The 18455-nt window shown below is 40.0% G+C and carries 12 protein-coding genes; 5 read left to right on the top strand and 7 right to left on the bottom strand.

Annotated elements, in window-relative coordinates; genetic code table 11:
• Nucleotides 1–39: 39 nt before the first annotated feature.
• From atpD to ACFIME_RS02265, 5 genes are all read right to left on the bottom strand, one after another.
• Nucleotides 40–1665 carry a F0F1 ATP synthase subunit beta gene (atpD, locus tag ACFIME_RS02285; RefSeq protein WP_375638258.1) on the bottom strand — a complete coding sequence of 542 codons (1626 nt, stop codon included), beginning with the start codon at nucleotides 1663–1665 and terminating at the stop codon, nucleotides 40–42.
• A 19-nt stretch (nucleotides 1666–1684) separates the two neighbouring features.
• The gene (locus ACFIME_RS02280; RefSeq protein ID WP_375628700.1) at nucleotides 1685–2596 is read right to left on the bottom strand and encodes a F0F1 ATP synthase subunit gamma; all 912 of its coding nucleotides are present in this window, start codon (nucleotides 2594–2596) and stop codon (nucleotides 1685–1687) included.
• A gap of 20 nt (nucleotides 2597–2616) precedes the next feature.
• Nucleotides 2617–4152, bottom strand: coding sequence for a F0F1 ATP synthase subunit alpha (atpA, locus tag ACFIME_RS02275; protein WP_026500438.1), 1536 nt, complete (start codon nucleotides 4150–4152; stop codon nucleotides 2617–2619).
• Entirely contained in the window at nucleotides 4152–4733 is a 582-nt protein-coding gene (gene atpH / locus ACFIME_RS02270; RefSeq protein WP_375684421.1) for an ATP synthase F1 subunit delta, read from the bottom strand. Before atpH ends, atpA begins: the two co-directional genes overlap by 1 nt.
• Before the next feature lie 1030 nt (nucleotides 4734–5763).
• The gene (locus ACFIME_RS02265) at nucleotides 5764–7971 is read right to left on the bottom strand and encodes a primosomal protein N' (RefSeq protein WP_375633459.1); all 2208 of its coding nucleotides are present in this window, start codon (nucleotides 7969–7971) and stop codon (nucleotides 5764–5766) included.
• 522 nt (nucleotides 7972–8493) lie between these two features.
• Between ACFIME_RS02265 and ACFIME_RS02260 the strand changes: the two genes are divergently transcribed.
• On the top strand, nucleotides 8494–8646 hold the full coding sequence (locus ACFIME_RS02260; RefSeq protein WP_375683249.1) for a hypothetical protein: 153 nt from the start codon (nucleotides 8494–8496) through the stop codon (nucleotides 8644–8646).
• Between the two features lie 462 nt (nucleotides 8647–9108).
• The gene (gene fsa, locus ACFIME_RS02255; RefSeq protein WP_375633461.1) at nucleotides 9109–9762 is read left to right on the top strand and encodes a fructose-6-phosphate aldolase; all 654 of its coding nucleotides are present in this window, start codon (nucleotides 9109–9111) and stop codon (nucleotides 9760–9762) included.
• Here the strand turns inward: fsa and lptE are convergent.
• Together lptE and leuS are read right to left on the bottom strand one after the other, a co-directional pair.
• Entirely contained in the window at nucleotides 9759–10349 is a 591-nt protein-coding gene (gene lptE, locus ACFIME_RS02250) for an LPS assembly lipoprotein LptE (RefSeq protein ID WP_375684420.1), read from the bottom strand. The two genes, fsa and lptE, sit on opposite strands and share 4 nt — an antisense overlap.
• The gene (leuS, locus tag ACFIME_RS02245) at nucleotides 10336–12978 is read right to left on the bottom strand and encodes a leucine--tRNA ligase (protein WP_375684419.1); all 2643 of its coding nucleotides are present in this window, start codon (nucleotides 12976–12978) and stop codon (nucleotides 10336–10338) included. Before leuS ends, lptE begins: the two co-directional genes overlap by 14 nt.
• Nucleotides 12979–13143: 165 nt before the next feature.
• Between leuS and ACFIME_RS02240 the strand changes: the two genes are divergently transcribed.
• The 3 genes from ACFIME_RS02240 to acs all read left to right on the top strand — a co-directional run bounded on the left by ACFIME_RS02240 (nucleotide 13144) and on the right by acs (nucleotide 18307).
• Complete coding sequence (locus ACFIME_RS02240) at nucleotides 13144–13833, top strand: YggS family pyridoxal phosphate-dependent enzyme (protein ID WP_375633464.1); 690 nt, start codon at nucleotides 13144–13146, stop codon at nucleotides 13831–13833.
• Nucleotides 13834–14909: 1076 nt separating this feature from the next.
• Nucleotides 14910–15224, top strand: a complete 315-nt coding sequence (locus ACFIME_RS02235) for a hypothetical protein (RefSeq protein ID WP_375633465.1) — start codon at nucleotides 14910–14912, stop codon at nucleotides 15222–15224.
• A gap of 1139 nt (nucleotides 15225–16363) precedes the next feature.
• Nucleotides 16364–18307, top strand: a complete 1944-nt coding sequence (gene acs, locus ACFIME_RS02230) for an acetate--CoA ligase (RefSeq protein ID WP_375684418.1) — start codon at nucleotides 16364–16366, stop codon at nucleotides 18305–18307.
• The last annotated feature ends 148 nt before the right edge of the window (nucleotides 18308–18455 follow it).

Here is an 18455-nt window from a genome sequence, read left to right as displayed (position 1 = left end):
ATACCCATGACAGTTTTCTCTTGAATAAGAAACTTCTTACTAAGAAGCCTCTGCCATGAGACGCTTTCCTTTTTCAAGTGCTTCATCAATCGAACCAACCATATAAAAAGCAGCTTCTGGCAAATCATCGTAATCGCCAGCACAAAGCCCCTTAAAGCCTTTGATTGTCTCTTCCAAAGGAACGAGTTTCCCCGGCGAACCAGTAAAGGCTTCCGCAACATGGAAAGGTTGCGAAAGGAAACGTTCAATTTTACGCGCCCGCCCCACCAGCAATTTGTCATCTTCAGAAAGTTCATCCATTCCAAGAATAGCAATAATATCCTGAAGCGCTCTATAACGTTGTAAAATGGTTTGCACTTGACAAGCAACAGTGTAATGCTCTTCCCCCACAATCAATGGATCCAACATACGCGAGAAAGAATCAAGCGGATCAACCGCTGGATAAATCCCCTTTTCCGCAATAGAGCGCGAAAGAACAGTTGTTGCATCCAAATGAGCAAAAGACGCTGCCGGCGCCGGATCCGTCAAGTCATCTGCCGGAACATAAATTGCCTGAACGGAAGTAATAGAGCCTGTTTTTGTACTGGTAATACGTTCTTGCAACGCCCCCATATCCGTTGCCAAGGTAGGCTGATACCCAACAGCAGAAGGAATACGCCCTAAAAGAGCAGATACCTCAGCTCCTGCTTGCGTGAAACGGAAAATATTATCCACAAAGAAGAGAACATCTTGTCCTTCATCACGGAAACTTTCCGCAATTGTCAATCCTGAAAGAGCCACACGCGCACGCGCTCCTGGTGGTTCATTCATTTGCCCGTAAACAAGGGCACACTTTGACCCTTCCGTTGAACCATTATTCTCTTTTGGATTCACATTCACGCGGCTTTCGATCATTTCATAATAAAGATCATTTCCTTCACGTGTACGTTCTCCCACACCAGCAAATACAGAATAGCCACCATGTGCCTTTGCAATATTGTTTATAAGCTCCATAATGAGAACGGTTTTTCCAACACCAGCACCACCAAACAAGCCAATTTTACCCCCTTTAGAATAAGGGGCTAACAAATCCACGACTTTAATACCGGTTACGAGAATTTCCGAAACAGTCGATTGCTCAACATATTCAGGTGCCTCTTGGTGAATAGAACGTGTTTTGGTTGAAGCGATTGGTCCCACATTATCCACCGGTTCCCCAATCACATTCATAATACGTCCCAACGTTGCTTCTCCTACAGGAACGCTAATTTGTGTGCCTGTATCCACAACCTTTTGGCCCCGCATCAAACCATCAGTCGTATCCATAGCAATCGTACGCACGGTATTTTCACCCAAATGCTGCGCAACTTCTAATACCAAGCGATTGCCTAAATTCTCTGTTTCCAAAGCGTTGAGAATATTTGGCAATTCACCTTCAAATTGCACATCAACGACAGCACCAATAATCTGCTTGATTTCACCAACAGCGCCTTTTGCATGCTCTTCTTTTTTTGCGGATGTATCTTTTTTTACAGGTGTATCTTTAGCTGCATCACGCGCAGGTACAGAGGAAGCCTTTACATCCACTTGAGATTTCGAAGCGGCTTTTTTCACGCCGGAACGAGCAGCTGGTTTCTTTTTTTCACCTTTTTCTGTTCCTTTGCTTGAGGTTACTGCTTTTACCATCAATCCTTACCTTCTCCATTTAAAGCGCTTCAGCGCCCGCAATAATTTCGATCAATTCTGTCGTAATCTGTGCTTGACGTTGACGATTATAAGCCACCGTCAATTTACTAATCATTTCACCCGCATTGCGCGATGCATTATCCATAGCTGTCATCTTGGCGCCCATTTCACCAGCAACATTTTCTAGCAAAGCCCGAAAGATTTGCACCGAAAGATTACGTGGTACAAGAGCCTCTAAAAGAGACGCAGCATCAGGTTCATATTCATAAACAATCGATTGTGAACCTTTGTTATGATCGGTTTGCTCCACAATATCTATTGCCCCAACAGCTGCTTTTGGAGCAACCATTGGAATCAAATCCAAAGCTGTTGGACGCTGATTAATTACGGAAACAAATTCAGAATAAAACAGCGTACAAACATCAAAAGCACCTTCATTGAATAAATCAACAATCCGTTGACTAATCATCACTGCCTCTGCAAAACCAATTCGCTTTACAGCATGCAAATCGATATGATCAATTATCAAGCCTTTGTAATCACGCGATAAAATATCCGCGCCTTTTTTACCCACAGTGATAATTTTTACTATTTTATCAGCTGCCAACAATGCCTTAATCTGTTCACGTGCACGACGAGCAATTTGCACGTTAAAAGCACCACACAAACCGCGCTCAGCAGTACACACCACCAAAAGATGCACATCATCGCGCCCCGTACCACGCATAAGAGTAGGCGCATCAACACCATCTACATCAGCAGCAACACTGGTCAAAATATCAGCCATTCTCTTCGCATAAGGGCGTGCAGACTGCGCTGCCTCTTGAGCACGATGCAACCTTGCCGCTGCAACCATTTGCATAGCTTTGGTAATCTTTTGTGTTGCTTTAACCGAAGCGATACGGTCTCTAAGATCTTTTAGTGAAGCCATTCAAGCATTCCATCAATTCATCACGAGAAATTTTTCGCATAAGTATTAAGAACAGTTATCAACTTATCTTTCAGCTCATCTGTTATTTGCTTTTGCTCAGCAATTGCCTTTAAGAGATCTTGATAATCACTACGCAAAAGCACCAAAAGTCCCTGCTCAAACCGCGCAACATCAGAAACCGCCAAAGCATCAAGATAGCCATTCACACCCGCGAAAATAACCACCACCTGTTCTTCTGTTTTGAGTGGAGAAAATTGCGGCTGCTTCAACAGCTCTGTCAAGCGCGCACCCCGATTTAACAGACGCTGGGTTGACGCATCCAAATCAGAGCCAAACTGCGCAAAAGCTGCCATTTCACGATATTGCGCCAATTCACCTTTAATCGAGCCAGCAACTTGCTTCATCGCTTTAATTTGTGCGGCAGAACCAACACGCGACACAGAAAGACCAACATTTACAGCAGGACGAATTCCTTGATAAAATAAATTAGTCTCTAGAAAAATTTGCCCATCAGTAATCGAAATCACATTTGTAGGAATATAGGCAGAAACATCATTTGCTTGCGTTTCAATAACCGGCAAAGCTGTCAATGACCCAGATCCATTTTCCGCATTCAACTTCGCAGCCCGCTCTAAAAGACGCGAATGAAGATAGAAAACATCTCCCGGATAAGCTTCACGACCTGGAGGACGACGCAATAAAAGAGACATTTGACGATACGCCACCGCCTGTTTTGACAAGTCATCATAACCAATCAAAGCATGTTGCCCATTATCACGGAAATACTCACCCATAGCACACCCAGCAAGAGGTGCAATAAATTGCAGTGGTGCTGGATCAGAAGCGGTCGCTGCAACAATAATAGAATATTCCAGCGCTCCACGTTCTTCTAAAACTTTAACGAATTGTGCCACCGTCGAACGTTTTTGACCGATAGCCACATAAATACAATAAACTTTGTCTTGCTCTCGTCCAGCCCCTTTTTCATGAAAAGGTTTTTGATTTAAAAATGTATCGAGCAAAATTGCTGTTTTTCCTGTTTGGCGATCACCAATCACCAATTCACGCTGCCCCCGTCCAATAGGAATAAGTGCGTCAATCGCTTTCAATCCGGTCGACATCGGTTCATGCACTGACTGACGCGGAATAATCCCTGGCGCCTTAACATCAACACGACGACGCTCCGTTGCTTTAATGGGACCCTTCCCATCTATAGGGTTTCCCAACGCATCAACCACACGTCCCAGCAAAGCGGGGCCCACAGGAACATCGACGATAGCGCCTAACCGCTTTACACAATCACCTTCACGAATATCACGATCTGAGCCAAAAATGACCACACCAACATTATCAACTTCCAAATTGAGTGCCATACCACGCACACCGTTTGGAAAGGCGACCATTTCCCCTGCTTGGACATTATCCAAACCATAAACGCGAGCAATACCATCCCCTACAGAGAGAACCCAACCAATTTCTGAAACCTCAGCCTTTTGGTCAAAGTTTTTGATTTGCTCTTTTAGAATTTTTGAAATTTCAGATGGTCTAATATCCATCAGCTGACCTCTTTTTTCAATGCAAGCTTAAGTGAAGACAATTTTGTGAGAAGAGACGTATCAATTTGAGACGACCCCACACGAACGATTAATCCACCAAGAATTGTTGGATCCACAATGATGTACAGCAAGACTTTTCCTCCAACAACACCTTCCAAAGCCTCACACAACTCTTGTCTTTGTTGAGAACTTAAGGGGCGCGCAGAAACAATTTGCGCAGTAACCTGCCTACGAGCGCGTGCAACACAATGCTGGAAAGCACGTAAAATACCAAATACGGCACTAAGCCTACGGTTTGTTGCAATAACGCGTAAAAAATTACCAATGACCTGCCCTGCGTTTTTATCAGCAAATTTGATGTTTGCACAAACAGATTGCATCACCTTAATTTGCTCTTTAACTGAAAAGAATGGACTAAGCACAAAGCGTTTTAAATCCTTATGCTCCAAAACGAGCAAAAGATCATCTACTGCCTTTTCAACCTTTTCAACGTTTCCAGCTTCTTGAACGCAATCAAAAAGCGCTTGCGCATAGCGTTGATCTACCAACGGCAGCGGTATGAGAGAAAATGAATCCGACACGAAATACCGCCTCTTTCCCTTGAGCGACTCTCTGATAGTTATCAGATGAAATGAAACAGACATTCTCAATCTTAAGAATCTTTTTCTTAAAACCTAGAACAAAAATCACTTGGTTTCTAGCATAGACATAGCCGACTCGCAACACCACAAATCGCTGCTTTTTAAAAATTTTAATAAAATATTCAAAATATTTTTGAAAAGCATTTTTTTTAGATATACAGGATGGCATCACAGTTTTTTTATGCCTCTTTTTGACATACTCTGAGCGATTTTTTCACTCTCTTTGATTTTTCTTCAAATGCCCTTGCCACCATAATAAAACACTTCTTCTCTAAAAAACACTCCCTTTATCACCACAAGACCTTTAATGAGATGCAGCTGCGATTGAAAAAGTCTATTATTTCAAACTGATAAGAAAGAAAAAAACAATGAATATCCTCCTAAAAATTAAAGAAAACATTGATCTTTTTTCTTCAAATACCCACTCCTTTTAAAAAATTTCACCAAGTAATATTTTCTTGTAAGCACACTCTTTAAATATACAAAACATTGATTTATAATGATAATATATCATTTTTCATACCGGATAAGCTTCAAATATCGACAAATTCTCTCTTTTCAAATTTTTTTATCAAAATCACGCCCTTCATTAAGCCCGCGTAGCTTCACTTTATATGGCACTATATTGCACTGATTTTAGAAGAAGCATAGATCAATATTAATTTGAACCCGAATAGAATTGGATACTTTTGGTGTACAGCTAAGCATTTTCAGCCCTTATAAAAAGAATCCGCCTATCAAAAGAATACTGTCCCTAACACAAAAAAGGAGTAAAAGCCGAAATGATAGCGCCCTCGAAGAAGAGAGGCGCTTCTGCTGGTTCTATCACAAAGATATTTTTTCCCGTGGCTCTACTTAATGCAATGTACATATATCATATTTTGCTGCTTGGATGCTTATTCTGAATAATACTAAGAGTTCAAGTAAAGCACCTTAAGCAAAGAGATCTTTACTTTATGCGATACTGGTTTTAGAAAAAACTTTGCGGATCAATATCAATTTGAACCCGAACGGAACTGGGCATTTTGGGTGTACCGCTAAGCATTGCATGTATAAACCCTTGTATATCAAAAGAACGCTGTCCCTGCAACAAAAGCCGAAAACGATAACGCCCCCGAACCAAAGCCAAAGGCGCTTCTGCTGGTCCCATAACCGAGATATTTTTTTCCCGTGGCGCTGCCTGACGCAATGCGCGCGCATAATGTTCTGCTGCTTGGCGCTGTTGTGCAGAAACAATCAAAGAGGCAAGCCGCCCATAGGGGGGCAAGTGATAATGCTGACGTGCTGCAATCTCACGTGTGTAAAAATCTTCTGGCTGGCATGCAAGTAAGGCTTTGATGACCGGATGATCTGGTTGATAAGTTTGCAATAATCCTAAACTTTTCAATCCCACACGCCCTGCTCTTCCGGTAACTTGAGAAAGCAGCTGATAGGTACGTTCACTTGCGCGTAAATCGCCATTGGCAAGACCAAGATCAGCATCAATAACACCAACCAGAGAGAGCTTGGGAAAATGATGTCCTTTAGCAACCAACTGTGTTCCAATAATAATGTCCACATCGCCATTGGCAATGGCTTGTAATTCGCTTCGCAACTGCCCAATCCCTCCTTTGAGATCCGTTGAAAGGATCAATGATCGCGCTTGAGGAAAAAGCATTTGTGTTTCTTCTGCAATTCTTTCCACACCCGGTCCACAAGCTACGAGATGATCTAATGTCCCGCATTCAGGACAGGCTTGAGGAAGTGGTTCATGATATCCACAATGATGACATTTCAGTTGCCCTTGCGCACGATGTTCTACCAACCAACTTGAACAATCAGTACAATGAAAACGATGTCCGCAAATTCGGCATAAAGTTAAAGGTGCATAACCACGACGATTAAGAAAAAGAAGAACTTGTTCGCCCTTATCAAGCGTTTGTTTTAAAGCCCTTTCAAGAGCAAAGGAAATAAAGCGCCCCTTTTGCACCCCTCCTTGGCGCATATCAACCACCCGCAACTGTGGAAGTGCTACTTCTTTAAAACGGGAAGGTAAATGTACCTTTTGATAACGCCCTCTTAAAACATTGGCTTGGCTTTCAATCGACGGTGTTGCTGAAGATAAGATAACAGGAAAACGCTCAAAAGAGCCCCGTGCAACAGCCATATCACGCGCATGGTAAAAAATGCGCTCTTCTTGTTTATAAGCGCTATCATGTTCTTCATCGACAACAATCAAGCCAAGCTCATGAAAGGGAAGAAAAAGCGCTGAACGAGCCCCCGCAACGACACGCACCCGCCCTTCTGCAACTTGCCGCCAAACGCGCTCTCTACGACGTGGCGTCAAATCAGAATGCCATTCCGCTGCCGCAGCTCCAAAGCGTGCATAAAAACGATCTAAAAACTGCTGTGTTAAAGCAATTTCCGGCAATAAAATTAAAACCTGCTTGCCCCCTTTGAAGGCTTGAGCGACCGCTTCAAAATAAACCTCTGTCTTTCCTGATCCCGTAACACCATCAAGCAAAAAAACTTGAAACTGAGAAGATAAAACACCTTCCCGCAACATTGTTGCTGCTTCATTTTGCGCTCCCTGCAACTGAGGGGAACAAAAATCAGGATCAGGCATGCCCACAAGATCAGGAGCAGGAACCTTAACATCTTCAAAAATTCCTAGCGCTTTTAAACCTTCAACAACAGAAACCGAAGTTCCAGCCGCATGTGCCAGACCAGAACGTGTCCATATCTTCTCACTGCGCACCAATTCCAAAACCCGTGACCGCGCTGGTGTGAGACGTTCTACATTTCCACCACAATATCGCAAACCCAGCATCTGCGCTTCCGGCTCTAAAGCAGCCGGTACAGACAAAACCAATCGTGCAACAAGACCAAAAGGCGCCATTGTATAGCGACTAACAAAACGCAAAAATGTGATCATTTCTGCCTTTAATGGGGGGCAATCAAAAACATGAAGCAGAGAGCGTAATTTTTCACGCGCCACCAAACCAGACCTTTGCCCATCTGCTGTCTTCTCTCCAACATCCACAACAAAACCGCAAAGCTCACGCCCCATCACCGGAACCCGAACAAAGGAACCAACGTTCACCTCCATAGAAGAGGGAACTTTATAACTATAAGCGTGAGCAACAGGAAGAGGAACCAATACAGATACAATCTCTTCCTCTATCACGTTTGAATGCATCTTTTAAACCAATCTACGACCTCTTGAGCACCAACAGGTCTACACCTTATCTTTAAACACTCTTATAAAATTCATTGCAGGATTCAATCTCTCCCCCCTATCACAACATTTTTCTCACAAAAATTCTTTTTAATACTCATTTCATCACCAAAGTGCCAATAAAAAAACCAATCTCATCGTCTATAATAAAAAACTCTATAGCAAAAAAAACAGCGCCATTCTTCTGTGCAAATAAAGCTCATCACTATAAGCATTCAACATGATATTGTAAGTGCGCTCTTCAACAAAGCTATCCCATAGTGTAACTTCTTCCCAACACACACGTTTATTTTTTACCGCCTCATATCTCAATTTATCTTCAACAAACTGATTTATAAAGATACAATCATCATTTTACCTATTGTAATAAAACCCTCAATACGATGAATTTTTCTCATTTCAACCCCATCGAGGAACATTTTTAAATCCTTATTAATGAGAGAGTCTCCCATGATTTTAATTACAGGGAGAATAATATCGCAAATGGAACCGTTACAATATTCACCTTGGCTTTGTGCCAAAACGTGGAAACACATGCGTACATCTTTCAGCTTGATTGAGAATCAAGCAACAATACAAGTAGCACAAAAGCGTATTGTTGAAGAATGGGTAACACAGAATAAATCAATGTATTGACCATAAAAAAACACTTCATGTGTAAAATTTACATGCCTTCTTCAATGGTGTTTTACGATAAAATAAATCCATTCGCTTCTATCAAAAATGAGGTTAAATGTCCCCCCCTGAAAAAGGGAGGTATCTTATGATGCTCTCTCAAATATCAAGAGCAATCGCAAATAGGAAATGAGCAAAGTGTTTGATAATGCTAGCTTATTTCCATAAATATAAAAACACCGCTACGCAAAGATGCCAATACGCAAAAATGTTGATACGCAATGAATTCTATGCCTTATCACGAGTAACACTATGAAATGGGTGTGGAAACGATAAATCATATTTCTTTACCGAAAACGGGTACATGATTAACACCATAGCATTCTTGTTCTTTACACAGATATTAATTCTTTCTCTTGCTTTTACAGTCAACAATAGCGCATAACAAAAAATAAGATAAAAGCTAAAAAGAAGAGGTTAGATATGAAGTTTTTTGTGGATAGCGCCAATATCGAAGAAATTCAAGAGTTACAGAATTTAAGCCTTGTTGATGGTGTTACCACCAATCCCTCTCTTATCCTAAAATCAGGACGCAATATTCTTGATGTTACAAAAGAAATTTGTGCTCTCGTTAGCGGACCTGTTTCTGCTGAAGTTGCAGCAACGGAATTTGAAAGCATCATGAAAGAAGCAGCTGTTTTAGCAAAGGTTGCCGACAATATTTGTATCAAGCTTCCTTTAACACTCGATGGATTAAAAGCCTGTAAAGCCCTCACAGCAGCAGGACTAAAAACAAATCTCACACTTTGTTTTTCTGCCAATCAAGCCTTATTAGCCGCCAAAGCAGGTGCAACATTCGTTTCACCTTTTATTGGTAGACTTGATGATTGTGGAAATGATGGAAGTGAACTGCTTCATGAAATTCGCACAATTTATGATAACTATAACTTTAAAACACAAATCTTGGCCGCTTCAATCCGCACCGTTAATCATGTCAAAGAAGCAGCACTCAGAGGTGCTGACGTTGCAACAGTTCCACCAACAATCTTAAAAGCACTGGTCAAACACCCTCTCACCGACAAAGGGTTGCAAATATTCCTCGACGACTGGAAAAAAACAGGACAAAATATTGCTTAATATCTAGAATTTTTATTGGAAAAATCTTTTGAAAGTAACAAAAAGATCTGTTCAGCCAACTCTTCCGCAACACGTTTTTTTGCATCTTCTTCTGCTTGCAGCGTTGCATATTCTTGACGAAGTCGCTCAAAAGATGCATTCATCATTGCTGTTCCTTTTGCAACAAGAGTATTTTTCATATCCTGCAAAGTATAAGAAGCTCTGCTCATAACAGTTCCAACAGAAGGTCGTCCCTTTCTCTTTTTCTCGAAATCAACCTCTATCTGCATCGATTCTCTTGTAAAGACGGATATCTGCAATGCCAATCGATAAGCAGGTAGAGAAGGTTTACCACCATTTCCATACAAAAGAAACAGCAGATGATTGCGCACCATTTGACCAAAACGATCCGAAGGTTCTTCCACAACAATAGAAGCAAGCTTTTGCGCTAACCCCAAAGAAAATTGTTCAGAAGAGTGCCCAGAAGCAGAATTCATTGTCATTGCACTCTGCAACTCTTGACGGTAAAGCGGTTCAACTTTGCATCCACACAACAGTGTAAAGACACAAGCTAAAACAACAAGCAGAAAACTTTTAAAGAACGACATTCACAATCCTTTTTGGAACAACAATGATTTTTTTCATAGGCTTTTCAAGCAGCTGCGCCTTTACAAAGTCTAAAACCAAAACTGCTTCTTTAATCATCGCCTCATCGGCAGTTGCAGCAATAGTTACCTCACCACGTTTTTTACCATTAATTTGTACCGGCAAAGTATAGCATTCTTCAACAGTTAACGTGGGATCATAAACAGGCCAAGCAAGCGCAGATATTAATTTTTTCCCCCCTAAAGCAGCATGACATTCTTCTGCTAAATGGGGCATCATTGGTGCAATCATAGCAAGAAAAAAATCCATGGCTTGACGTAAAGAAGCTTTCATTTCATCGTCAACACTTTCTATCCTATTTAACAACGGCGCCATAATATTCAAGAATTCATAAAGGCGTGCAATAGCCCGATTAAAAGCGAATTTTTCCAAATCATCTTCTACAGCGCAAAGCGTGCGATGTGCAACCTTTGAGAGTTCCAAAGCTGCTCCCTGATGCCCTGCACAAGGCGCCACATCCTTTAAAATAGAAGCACTCACAGCTACATGGCGCCAAACACGCTGTACAAAGCGATGTGCACCTTCAACACCAGATTCTGTCCAAATGACATCCCGCTCGGGGGGAGAATCTGACAACACAAACCAGCGCACAGTATCAGCGCCATAGGATGCGATAATATCATCAGGATCAACGACATTCTTTTTTGATTTTGACATTTTCTCAATCGAACCAATTGTCACTTCACTTTGATCGGTTAATTTATAAGCACACCGCTTTCCATCTTTTTCAACAATGGAAATATCCGCTGGAGAAACCCACCCTTGATCATCTCGATAGGTTTCATGCACCACCATCCCTTGGGTAAAAAGCCCCTTAAAAGGCTCATCTACCGTCACATGACCGACCAATTTCATAGCACGCATAAAAAAGCGCGCATAAAGAAGATGCAAAATCGCGTGCTCAATTCCACCAATATATTGTTGCACAGGCAACCATTCAGCTGTTGCTTGTTTATCAACAGGTTCCTGCGCAAAAGGAGCCGTAAAGCGTGCATAATACCAAGAAGAGTCAACAAATGTGTCCATGGTATCGGTTTCGCGTTTGGCCGGTTGACCACAGGAAGGACAAGTAACATTTTGCCATGTTTCATGCCGTGCAAGAGGATTTCCTGGTTGATCAAAAGTAACATCATCAGGCAACACAACCGGTAAATTAGCACGTGGAACAGGGACAACCCCACAAGTTGTACAATGGATCATCGGAATGGGGCACCCCCAATAACGTTGACGTGAAATCCCCCAATCACGCAAACGAAATTGCACTGTTTTCTTCCCTTGCGGTTGCCCATTGAGCATTTGTTTTTCAAGCTTTTTAGCAGCTTCTTCAAAAGCTTGTTGGGGTGTTAAACCATCCAAAAAGCTGGAGTTGATCATCACCCCATCACCCGTATAAGGTGTTTCAGTAATAACAAAATCTTCTGCTTGCTCTCCTTTTGGCAAAACCACTGGTTTTATTGGAAGATCATATTTGCGCGCAAAATCGAAATCTCTCTGATCATGAGCCGGACAACCAAAAACAACCCCTGTTCCATAATCCATAAGCACAAAATTCGCGATATAAACAGGAATATGTACTGTTGAATCAAAAGGATGAACTGCCAAAAGGGGCGTGAGAAATCCTTGTTTTTCAGCTGTTTCAAGTGCTGCCGTTGTCGTTCCACCACACCGACAGTTTTCGATAAAAGCACTCAACGCTTTATCTTTCTTTGCCAAAGCTTGTGCAATGGGATGGTCAACAGACAGAGCTAAAAAAGAAGCGCCAAAAAGTGTATCAGGACGTGTTGAATAACAAAAAACCTCATCAAATGTCTCACAAACATCATCAACACCACTTGTTGCCTTTAAAGCCCAACGAATCAGTAAACCTTGCGATTTTCCAATCCAATTTTTTTGCATAGTGCGAACTTTTTCAGGCCACTGCTCCAGCTCTTCAAGCCCAGCCAAGAGCTCTTCACTAAAGTCGCTAATTTTGAAAAACCACTGCGTCAATTCACGCTGTTCCACCAACGCACCAGAACGCCATCCCCGCCCATCAACAACCTGCTCATTTGCCAAAACGGTGTGGTCAACAGGATCCCAATTCACCTTAGCCACTTTACGCGCAACCAAACCCTTTTGATAGAAATCAAGGAACAACATTTGTTGACGATGGTAATATTCCACATCACAAGTCGCAAATTCACGTGTCCAATCTAGTGAGAGCCCTAATTGCTTTAATTGCCCACGCATCACAGCAATATTCTGATAGGTCCAAGTTTTAGGATGCACTTTACTTTGCAGAGCAGCATTTTCAGCCGGCATACCAAAAGCATCCCAGCCCATAGGATGAAGCACATTAAAACCCTTTGCCCTTTTATAGCGTGCCACCACATCCCCCATGGCATAATTGCGCACATGCCCCATGTGAATACGGCCAGAAGGATAAGGAAACATTTCTAAAACATAATATTTTTCACGAGCATCTTCTTGAAGAGTCTGAAAAATTTTCTTTTCATCCCAAATTTCTTGCCATTTTTTTTCTCTCGCACGTGGATTATAGCGTTCGCCTATATTATAATGTTCAATCGTCATTCCCATTATACTCTTTTAATAAAACAGAACCAAAAACTTGTTTTATTATGCTTGACCATGGATTAACCTCATCGTCAACATTTTCGTGAAATATTTCCCTAAGTATTTTATAAAACTTTTAAAAAAACGACCAACTCTTGAACAAAAACGGTAAAGCACAAAAACATGAATACACAAACGCCCCTCGATACCCCTTCCATTGAAGCATGGCAAAACCTTCAAAAAGACATTGCAGCAATATGCCAAGAGTTACAACGCCCTGTAGAAGAAATTGAACTTATCGCTGTTTCAAAAACTGTTTCTGCCGCTGATATACGTCCCCTTTTGCAAGCAGGACAATCTTTGTTTGCAGAAAACCGCGTACAAGAAGCGGCACAAAAATGGACTGCTTTACGTCAACAATTTGAAAATATTAAACTTCATCTCATCGGTCCCCTACAATCAAATAAAGCCGCCGAAGCTATCAAAATTTTTGATGTCATTCAAACGGTTGATCGTGAAAAAATAGCCAAAATTTTATCCGAAGAAATGCAAAAACAAAAAAGGCATCTTCCTTGCTATGTTCAGGTTAACATTGGCTTAGAACCGCAAAAAAGTGGTATCTCACCGCAAGAAGCGACATCTTTTGTCAACCAATGCAAAAACAACTATGGACTTGATATCATCGGTCTTATGGGCATCCCCCCTGTCGATGAAAACCCCGGACCCTATTTCGCGCTCTTAGCAAAATTAGCAAAACAAGCAGGTCTTTCAAAGCTTTCCATGGGTATGTCCAGTGACTTCAAAACCGCTCTACAGTTTGGCTCTAACGTCCTTCGCATTGGCTCTGCTTTATTTGGAAAACGCCCTGTGTAAATTCATTCCCCCCTTCATATAAATTCCCATTGAAGATTCTACGAACAAGCCAAAAACAGCAGAAATGAGAAAAAATATTTCCTTCAATATCAATAAAAGAGCAATTCTAGCAAAAAAGATTTCAGTCCCTCTTTCATCCTGTTAGCAAAATAAGCAAAAAAGCTGGTCTTCTCAAAATTCTCACCGGCACATCCACAACACGTACAATAGCTTCAAAAGAGCATTACAATTTGGCTCTCATATTCTCGCACATTGGTTCTACTTCACCTCCCCTCTGACCGCCTCTCCAGCAAAAGCAACGTAAAAAATAAATCCTTATATAAAGGCAAAATGATAAGAGAGGCGTTGCACATGAATGAAAAAACTATCGCGAAATAAATAATTGCAAAAGAATATTCAATACGATTATCGCAATGATTTCCATTAAAAATCATGAATTCTCTTAAACTTCTCTAACACGCGTAAACAATTTCCCCACATGCAAATGGCGTAAAGCAGGCAAAAAGAGGCTTATGGCTGCATAATACAGTAACAAAACTCTTTCATGTAAGCCACTTGAGCAAAATAAACATCTTAAATGCTCAATAGAGCACCAAGAACCGCGCTAAACAACATGAATAGCAATCTATAAAGTCCAACGATAGCATAAAGGCTTTCTATGCTCTACAAAGCGTAACATACGATCAATATTCGCCTGAAACATAAAAGAACAAATCCCAAGCATATGCGCATAATACATGCAGGCAAAACAATGGCAATAAGATAGATCCCGATAACGATATTTCTTTATCGTTCTCGTAAACAAAGAGAAAAACTTCAACTTTTCATATACGCAATTTTTCTAAATTTAAAATTTAATTAAGAAAAAATATGGTTTAATTTCTTATATTTTAAAATATTAAAATTAATATTATTATCTTTTTAAGAAAAAAACTTCATATATACATAATATAGTTATTATTTATAAAGTATTTTTATTGTTATTTTTAAAGTTTATCTTTGACATTTTTCTAAAAATACGTGATACCAATTTGAAATGTATCATTATGATACTATTTTTAATGTAGATAATTAATATGTTTGGTTCATTCAACACATTCGGTCATATGGCGACAAAGCCTTCTTTTGGTCATTCGCACAATTCAAGACCTTTTCATGGAATATCAAAACATACTCATGGAAATGCATGTAGCTTTAATGGTTTTGCTAATAACATGATTTCACACGCCTCTACACTAGGAGCTCAGGGAGGGCTAACAGGAGCAGCAGGGGGAGCTCTGTTTGGAGGACTAGGAGGTGCTCTTACAGGTGGAACTGTAGGTTTGGGAGGGGGGCTCATTGGAGGTGCTATTTATGGCTTTGGACAGTCAGCTTGGAATTGTTGGTTCTAATTTATAAAAAGTAGCTACAAAGATATCTCTGAAGATAAATAATTCTGTAAATATATTCGAAAGAATATACCAAAATTAAATATCTACATCTGTGGATAAAATAGTTTTCGGAGATATCTATTGTGAATCACATCTTATAATCAGGATTTTGTTATAATGAATATTCTTTATGAAATCATAAGACTGTTTTGCATTCTCATTGTATTCATCCCTATATATGCTATTGGTTTAAAAAAAATTGGTGGCTACAGTTGGAAACTATCTATAAAATCAACATTATATACAGTAATTCTGTTCATTATTTCTGATAGTTTATGTAGATACTTCGGTTTATATTAATTATTTATCGGATGAGTTTCGAGTATACTGAACAAATTTTTTTCATAATTATTTATTAATCTCATTACTATAATTAGGATTTTGTTATAATGGATATTCATTATGAAGTTGTAAGAATGTTTTGCATGTTAATTATAATTACTCCTATAATTGCCATTTCTTTTAAAATATTCAATGGCGTAGGTTGGAGATTGTCTATTATAATGGCATTATCGTCATTTATTATGTTCTTTATTTCTAATTTTTTGCGTAGATATTTTAGTTTATATTAATCTTTATTTGATGAGTTCCAAGTACACTGAATAAAGTAGCGATGGTGCTATTAATGAGTGATTATGAGTTACAATGACAGATTTTACTCATAAAATTATTGAATCGCTTATAGCAACGTTTTTTTCTGGTTTAATATATATTTTTTATTATAAGTTTATTTATTATAGTTGGAAAGATTCTCTAAAAAAATCATTATTAATAAGCTCAATATTCTTTCTTGTTAGTCTTTTATTTAACGATATTGGTTTATATCAACTTTTGAGAAATATTTTATAATAGACATTTTTTAAATGTCTTAGTGTGTTTATAAAGAGCTCTATACCGCAATAGGTTTTGCTATATTTGAGTATCCTAAAAACATAGAATACCCTCTTTAATATCATCACATCAGATTTAAAAATTGACTATTCTAATCTTTGTCATTTAGTCTAACCTCATAATGAAAAGCTTTTGGGAAAACTCTGCCACAAATATAACCATACAAAAATACAGAGGCAGATTTTTCCAAACAATAAAAAGAGGGAAACATGACTGAAAAAATTTATCCAATATCAGAAGAGATCAAAAAAAATACTTTACTCGATGAGGAAACTTATCAACAATGGTATCGAGAAAGCATTAATGATCCAGAAAGCTTCTGGGCAAAACATGGTCAACGCATTGAATGGTTTAAACCTTTTACAAAAGTAAAAAACACTTCTTTTAACGGAGATGTCTCCATTCAATGGTACGAAGATGGGATAACAAATGTTACCTATAATTGCATTGATCGCCACCTGAAAACCCATGGAGACAAAATCGCGCTCATTTGGGAAGGAGATAATCCTTATCATGATAAAAAAATAACCTATAACGAACTTTATGAACATGTTTGTCGTTTTGCCAATCTTTTGAAAAGTCGTGGCATTAAGAAAGGCGATAAAGTAACCATTTATCTTCCTATGATTCCCGAAGCAGCCTATGCTATGCTCGCCTGCGCCCGCATTGGTGCTGTTCATTCGGTTATTTTTGCTGGCTTTTCTGCTGAGGCAATAGCAGGACGCCTTGTCGATTGTGAATCAACCTTCATTATTACCGCTGATCACGGCTTGCGTGGCAGCAAACGGATCAACTTAAAAGACAATGTTGATCATGCTATTGAGATAGCAGCGCGCCAAAACGTGCATGTGGACCAAGTCATGGTTATACGGCGGACTTGTGGACCCATTCAATGGATAGAGGGACGTGATTTTTGGTACCACGAAGAGATAGCTCATGCCAAAACAGCTTGTCCACCAGAACCAATGAACGCTGAAGATCCGCTTTTTATTCTTTATACTTCAGGCTCAACCGGCAAACCTAAAGGTGTTTTGCATACCACAGCAGGCTATCTTGTTTTTGCCTCGATGACTCACCAATATGTTTTTGATTACCACCCCGATGAAGTTTACTGGTGTACGGCTGATATTGGTTGGATAACCGGTCATTCTTACTTGGTTTATGGACCTTTATGCAATGGTGCGACCACTTTAATGTTTGAAGGCACACCAACCTTTCCTGACAAAGGAAGATTTTGGGAAATTGTCAACAAGCATCAAGTCAATACACTCTATACCGCACCAACAGCTATCCGCGCCTTAATGGGAGCTGGAAATTCGTTTGTTGAACGCTCAGACAGGACATCGTTGCGCCTTTTAGGAACAGTAGGAGAACCTATTAACCCAGAAGCATGGGAATGGTTTTATCATACAGTTGGAAATGACCGTTGTCCGATTCTCGATACATGGTGGCAAACGGAAACAGGAGGGCATATGATCACGCCCTTGCCTGGTGCAACCCCCCTCAAAGCAGGATCAGCCACACGTCCTTTTTTTGGTGTTCAACCCCAAATTGTTGATGCCCAAGGCAATATTTTAGAAGGTGAAGCAGAAGGCAATCTTTGTATCAGTGATTCATGGCCAGGACAAATGCGCACGCTTTATAAAGATCATGAGCGCTTTATTCAAACTTATTTTTCCTCCTATAAAGGAAGATATTTTACAGGCGATGGTTGTAGGCGCGATAGTGACGGCTATTACTGGATTACAGGGCGGGTTGATGACATTCTCAATGTCTCGGGACACAGGTTAGGAACTGCTGAAATTGAATCAGCCCTTGTTTCTCATCCCGCTGTATCAGAAGCAGCTATTGTGGGTTACCCGCATCCCATTAAAGGACAAGGAATTTATAGTTTTATCACCTTAATGGAAGGGACAGCGCCGAGTGAAGAGTTACAAAAAGAGCTTATTAAACATGTAAGACAAGAAATAGGTTCTATTGCCATATTGGATAAAATTCAATTTGCCCCACAGCTTCCCAAAACGCGATCAGGAAAAATTATGAGACGTATTTTACGAAAAATCGCCGAAAACGATTTTGATACTCTCGGAGATATCTCAACTCTTGCCGAACCACAAGTTGTTGAAGATCTGATTGCTAACCGACAAAATTAAAGAACCCACGAAGAAATATAACATACGGTGGTTTTTGTTTTTTTTTGCTAAAATTATCTCAGCATTATTACGAAAACCACCGAGGAGAATAAAAAACAAAACAATTCATGAAAAGCTCAATCATTCTAACAACAAACGCTTTTCTTCA

It is taken from the genome of Bartonella sp. AP1QHHD (assembly GCF_042196265.1).
GTDB lineage: Bacteria > Pseudomonadota > Alphaproteobacteria > Rhizobiales > Rhizobiaceae > Bartonella.
The sequence above is the reverse complement of the archived record's forward strand: the minus strand, read 5'-3'. Positions and strand labels throughout refer to the sequence as shown.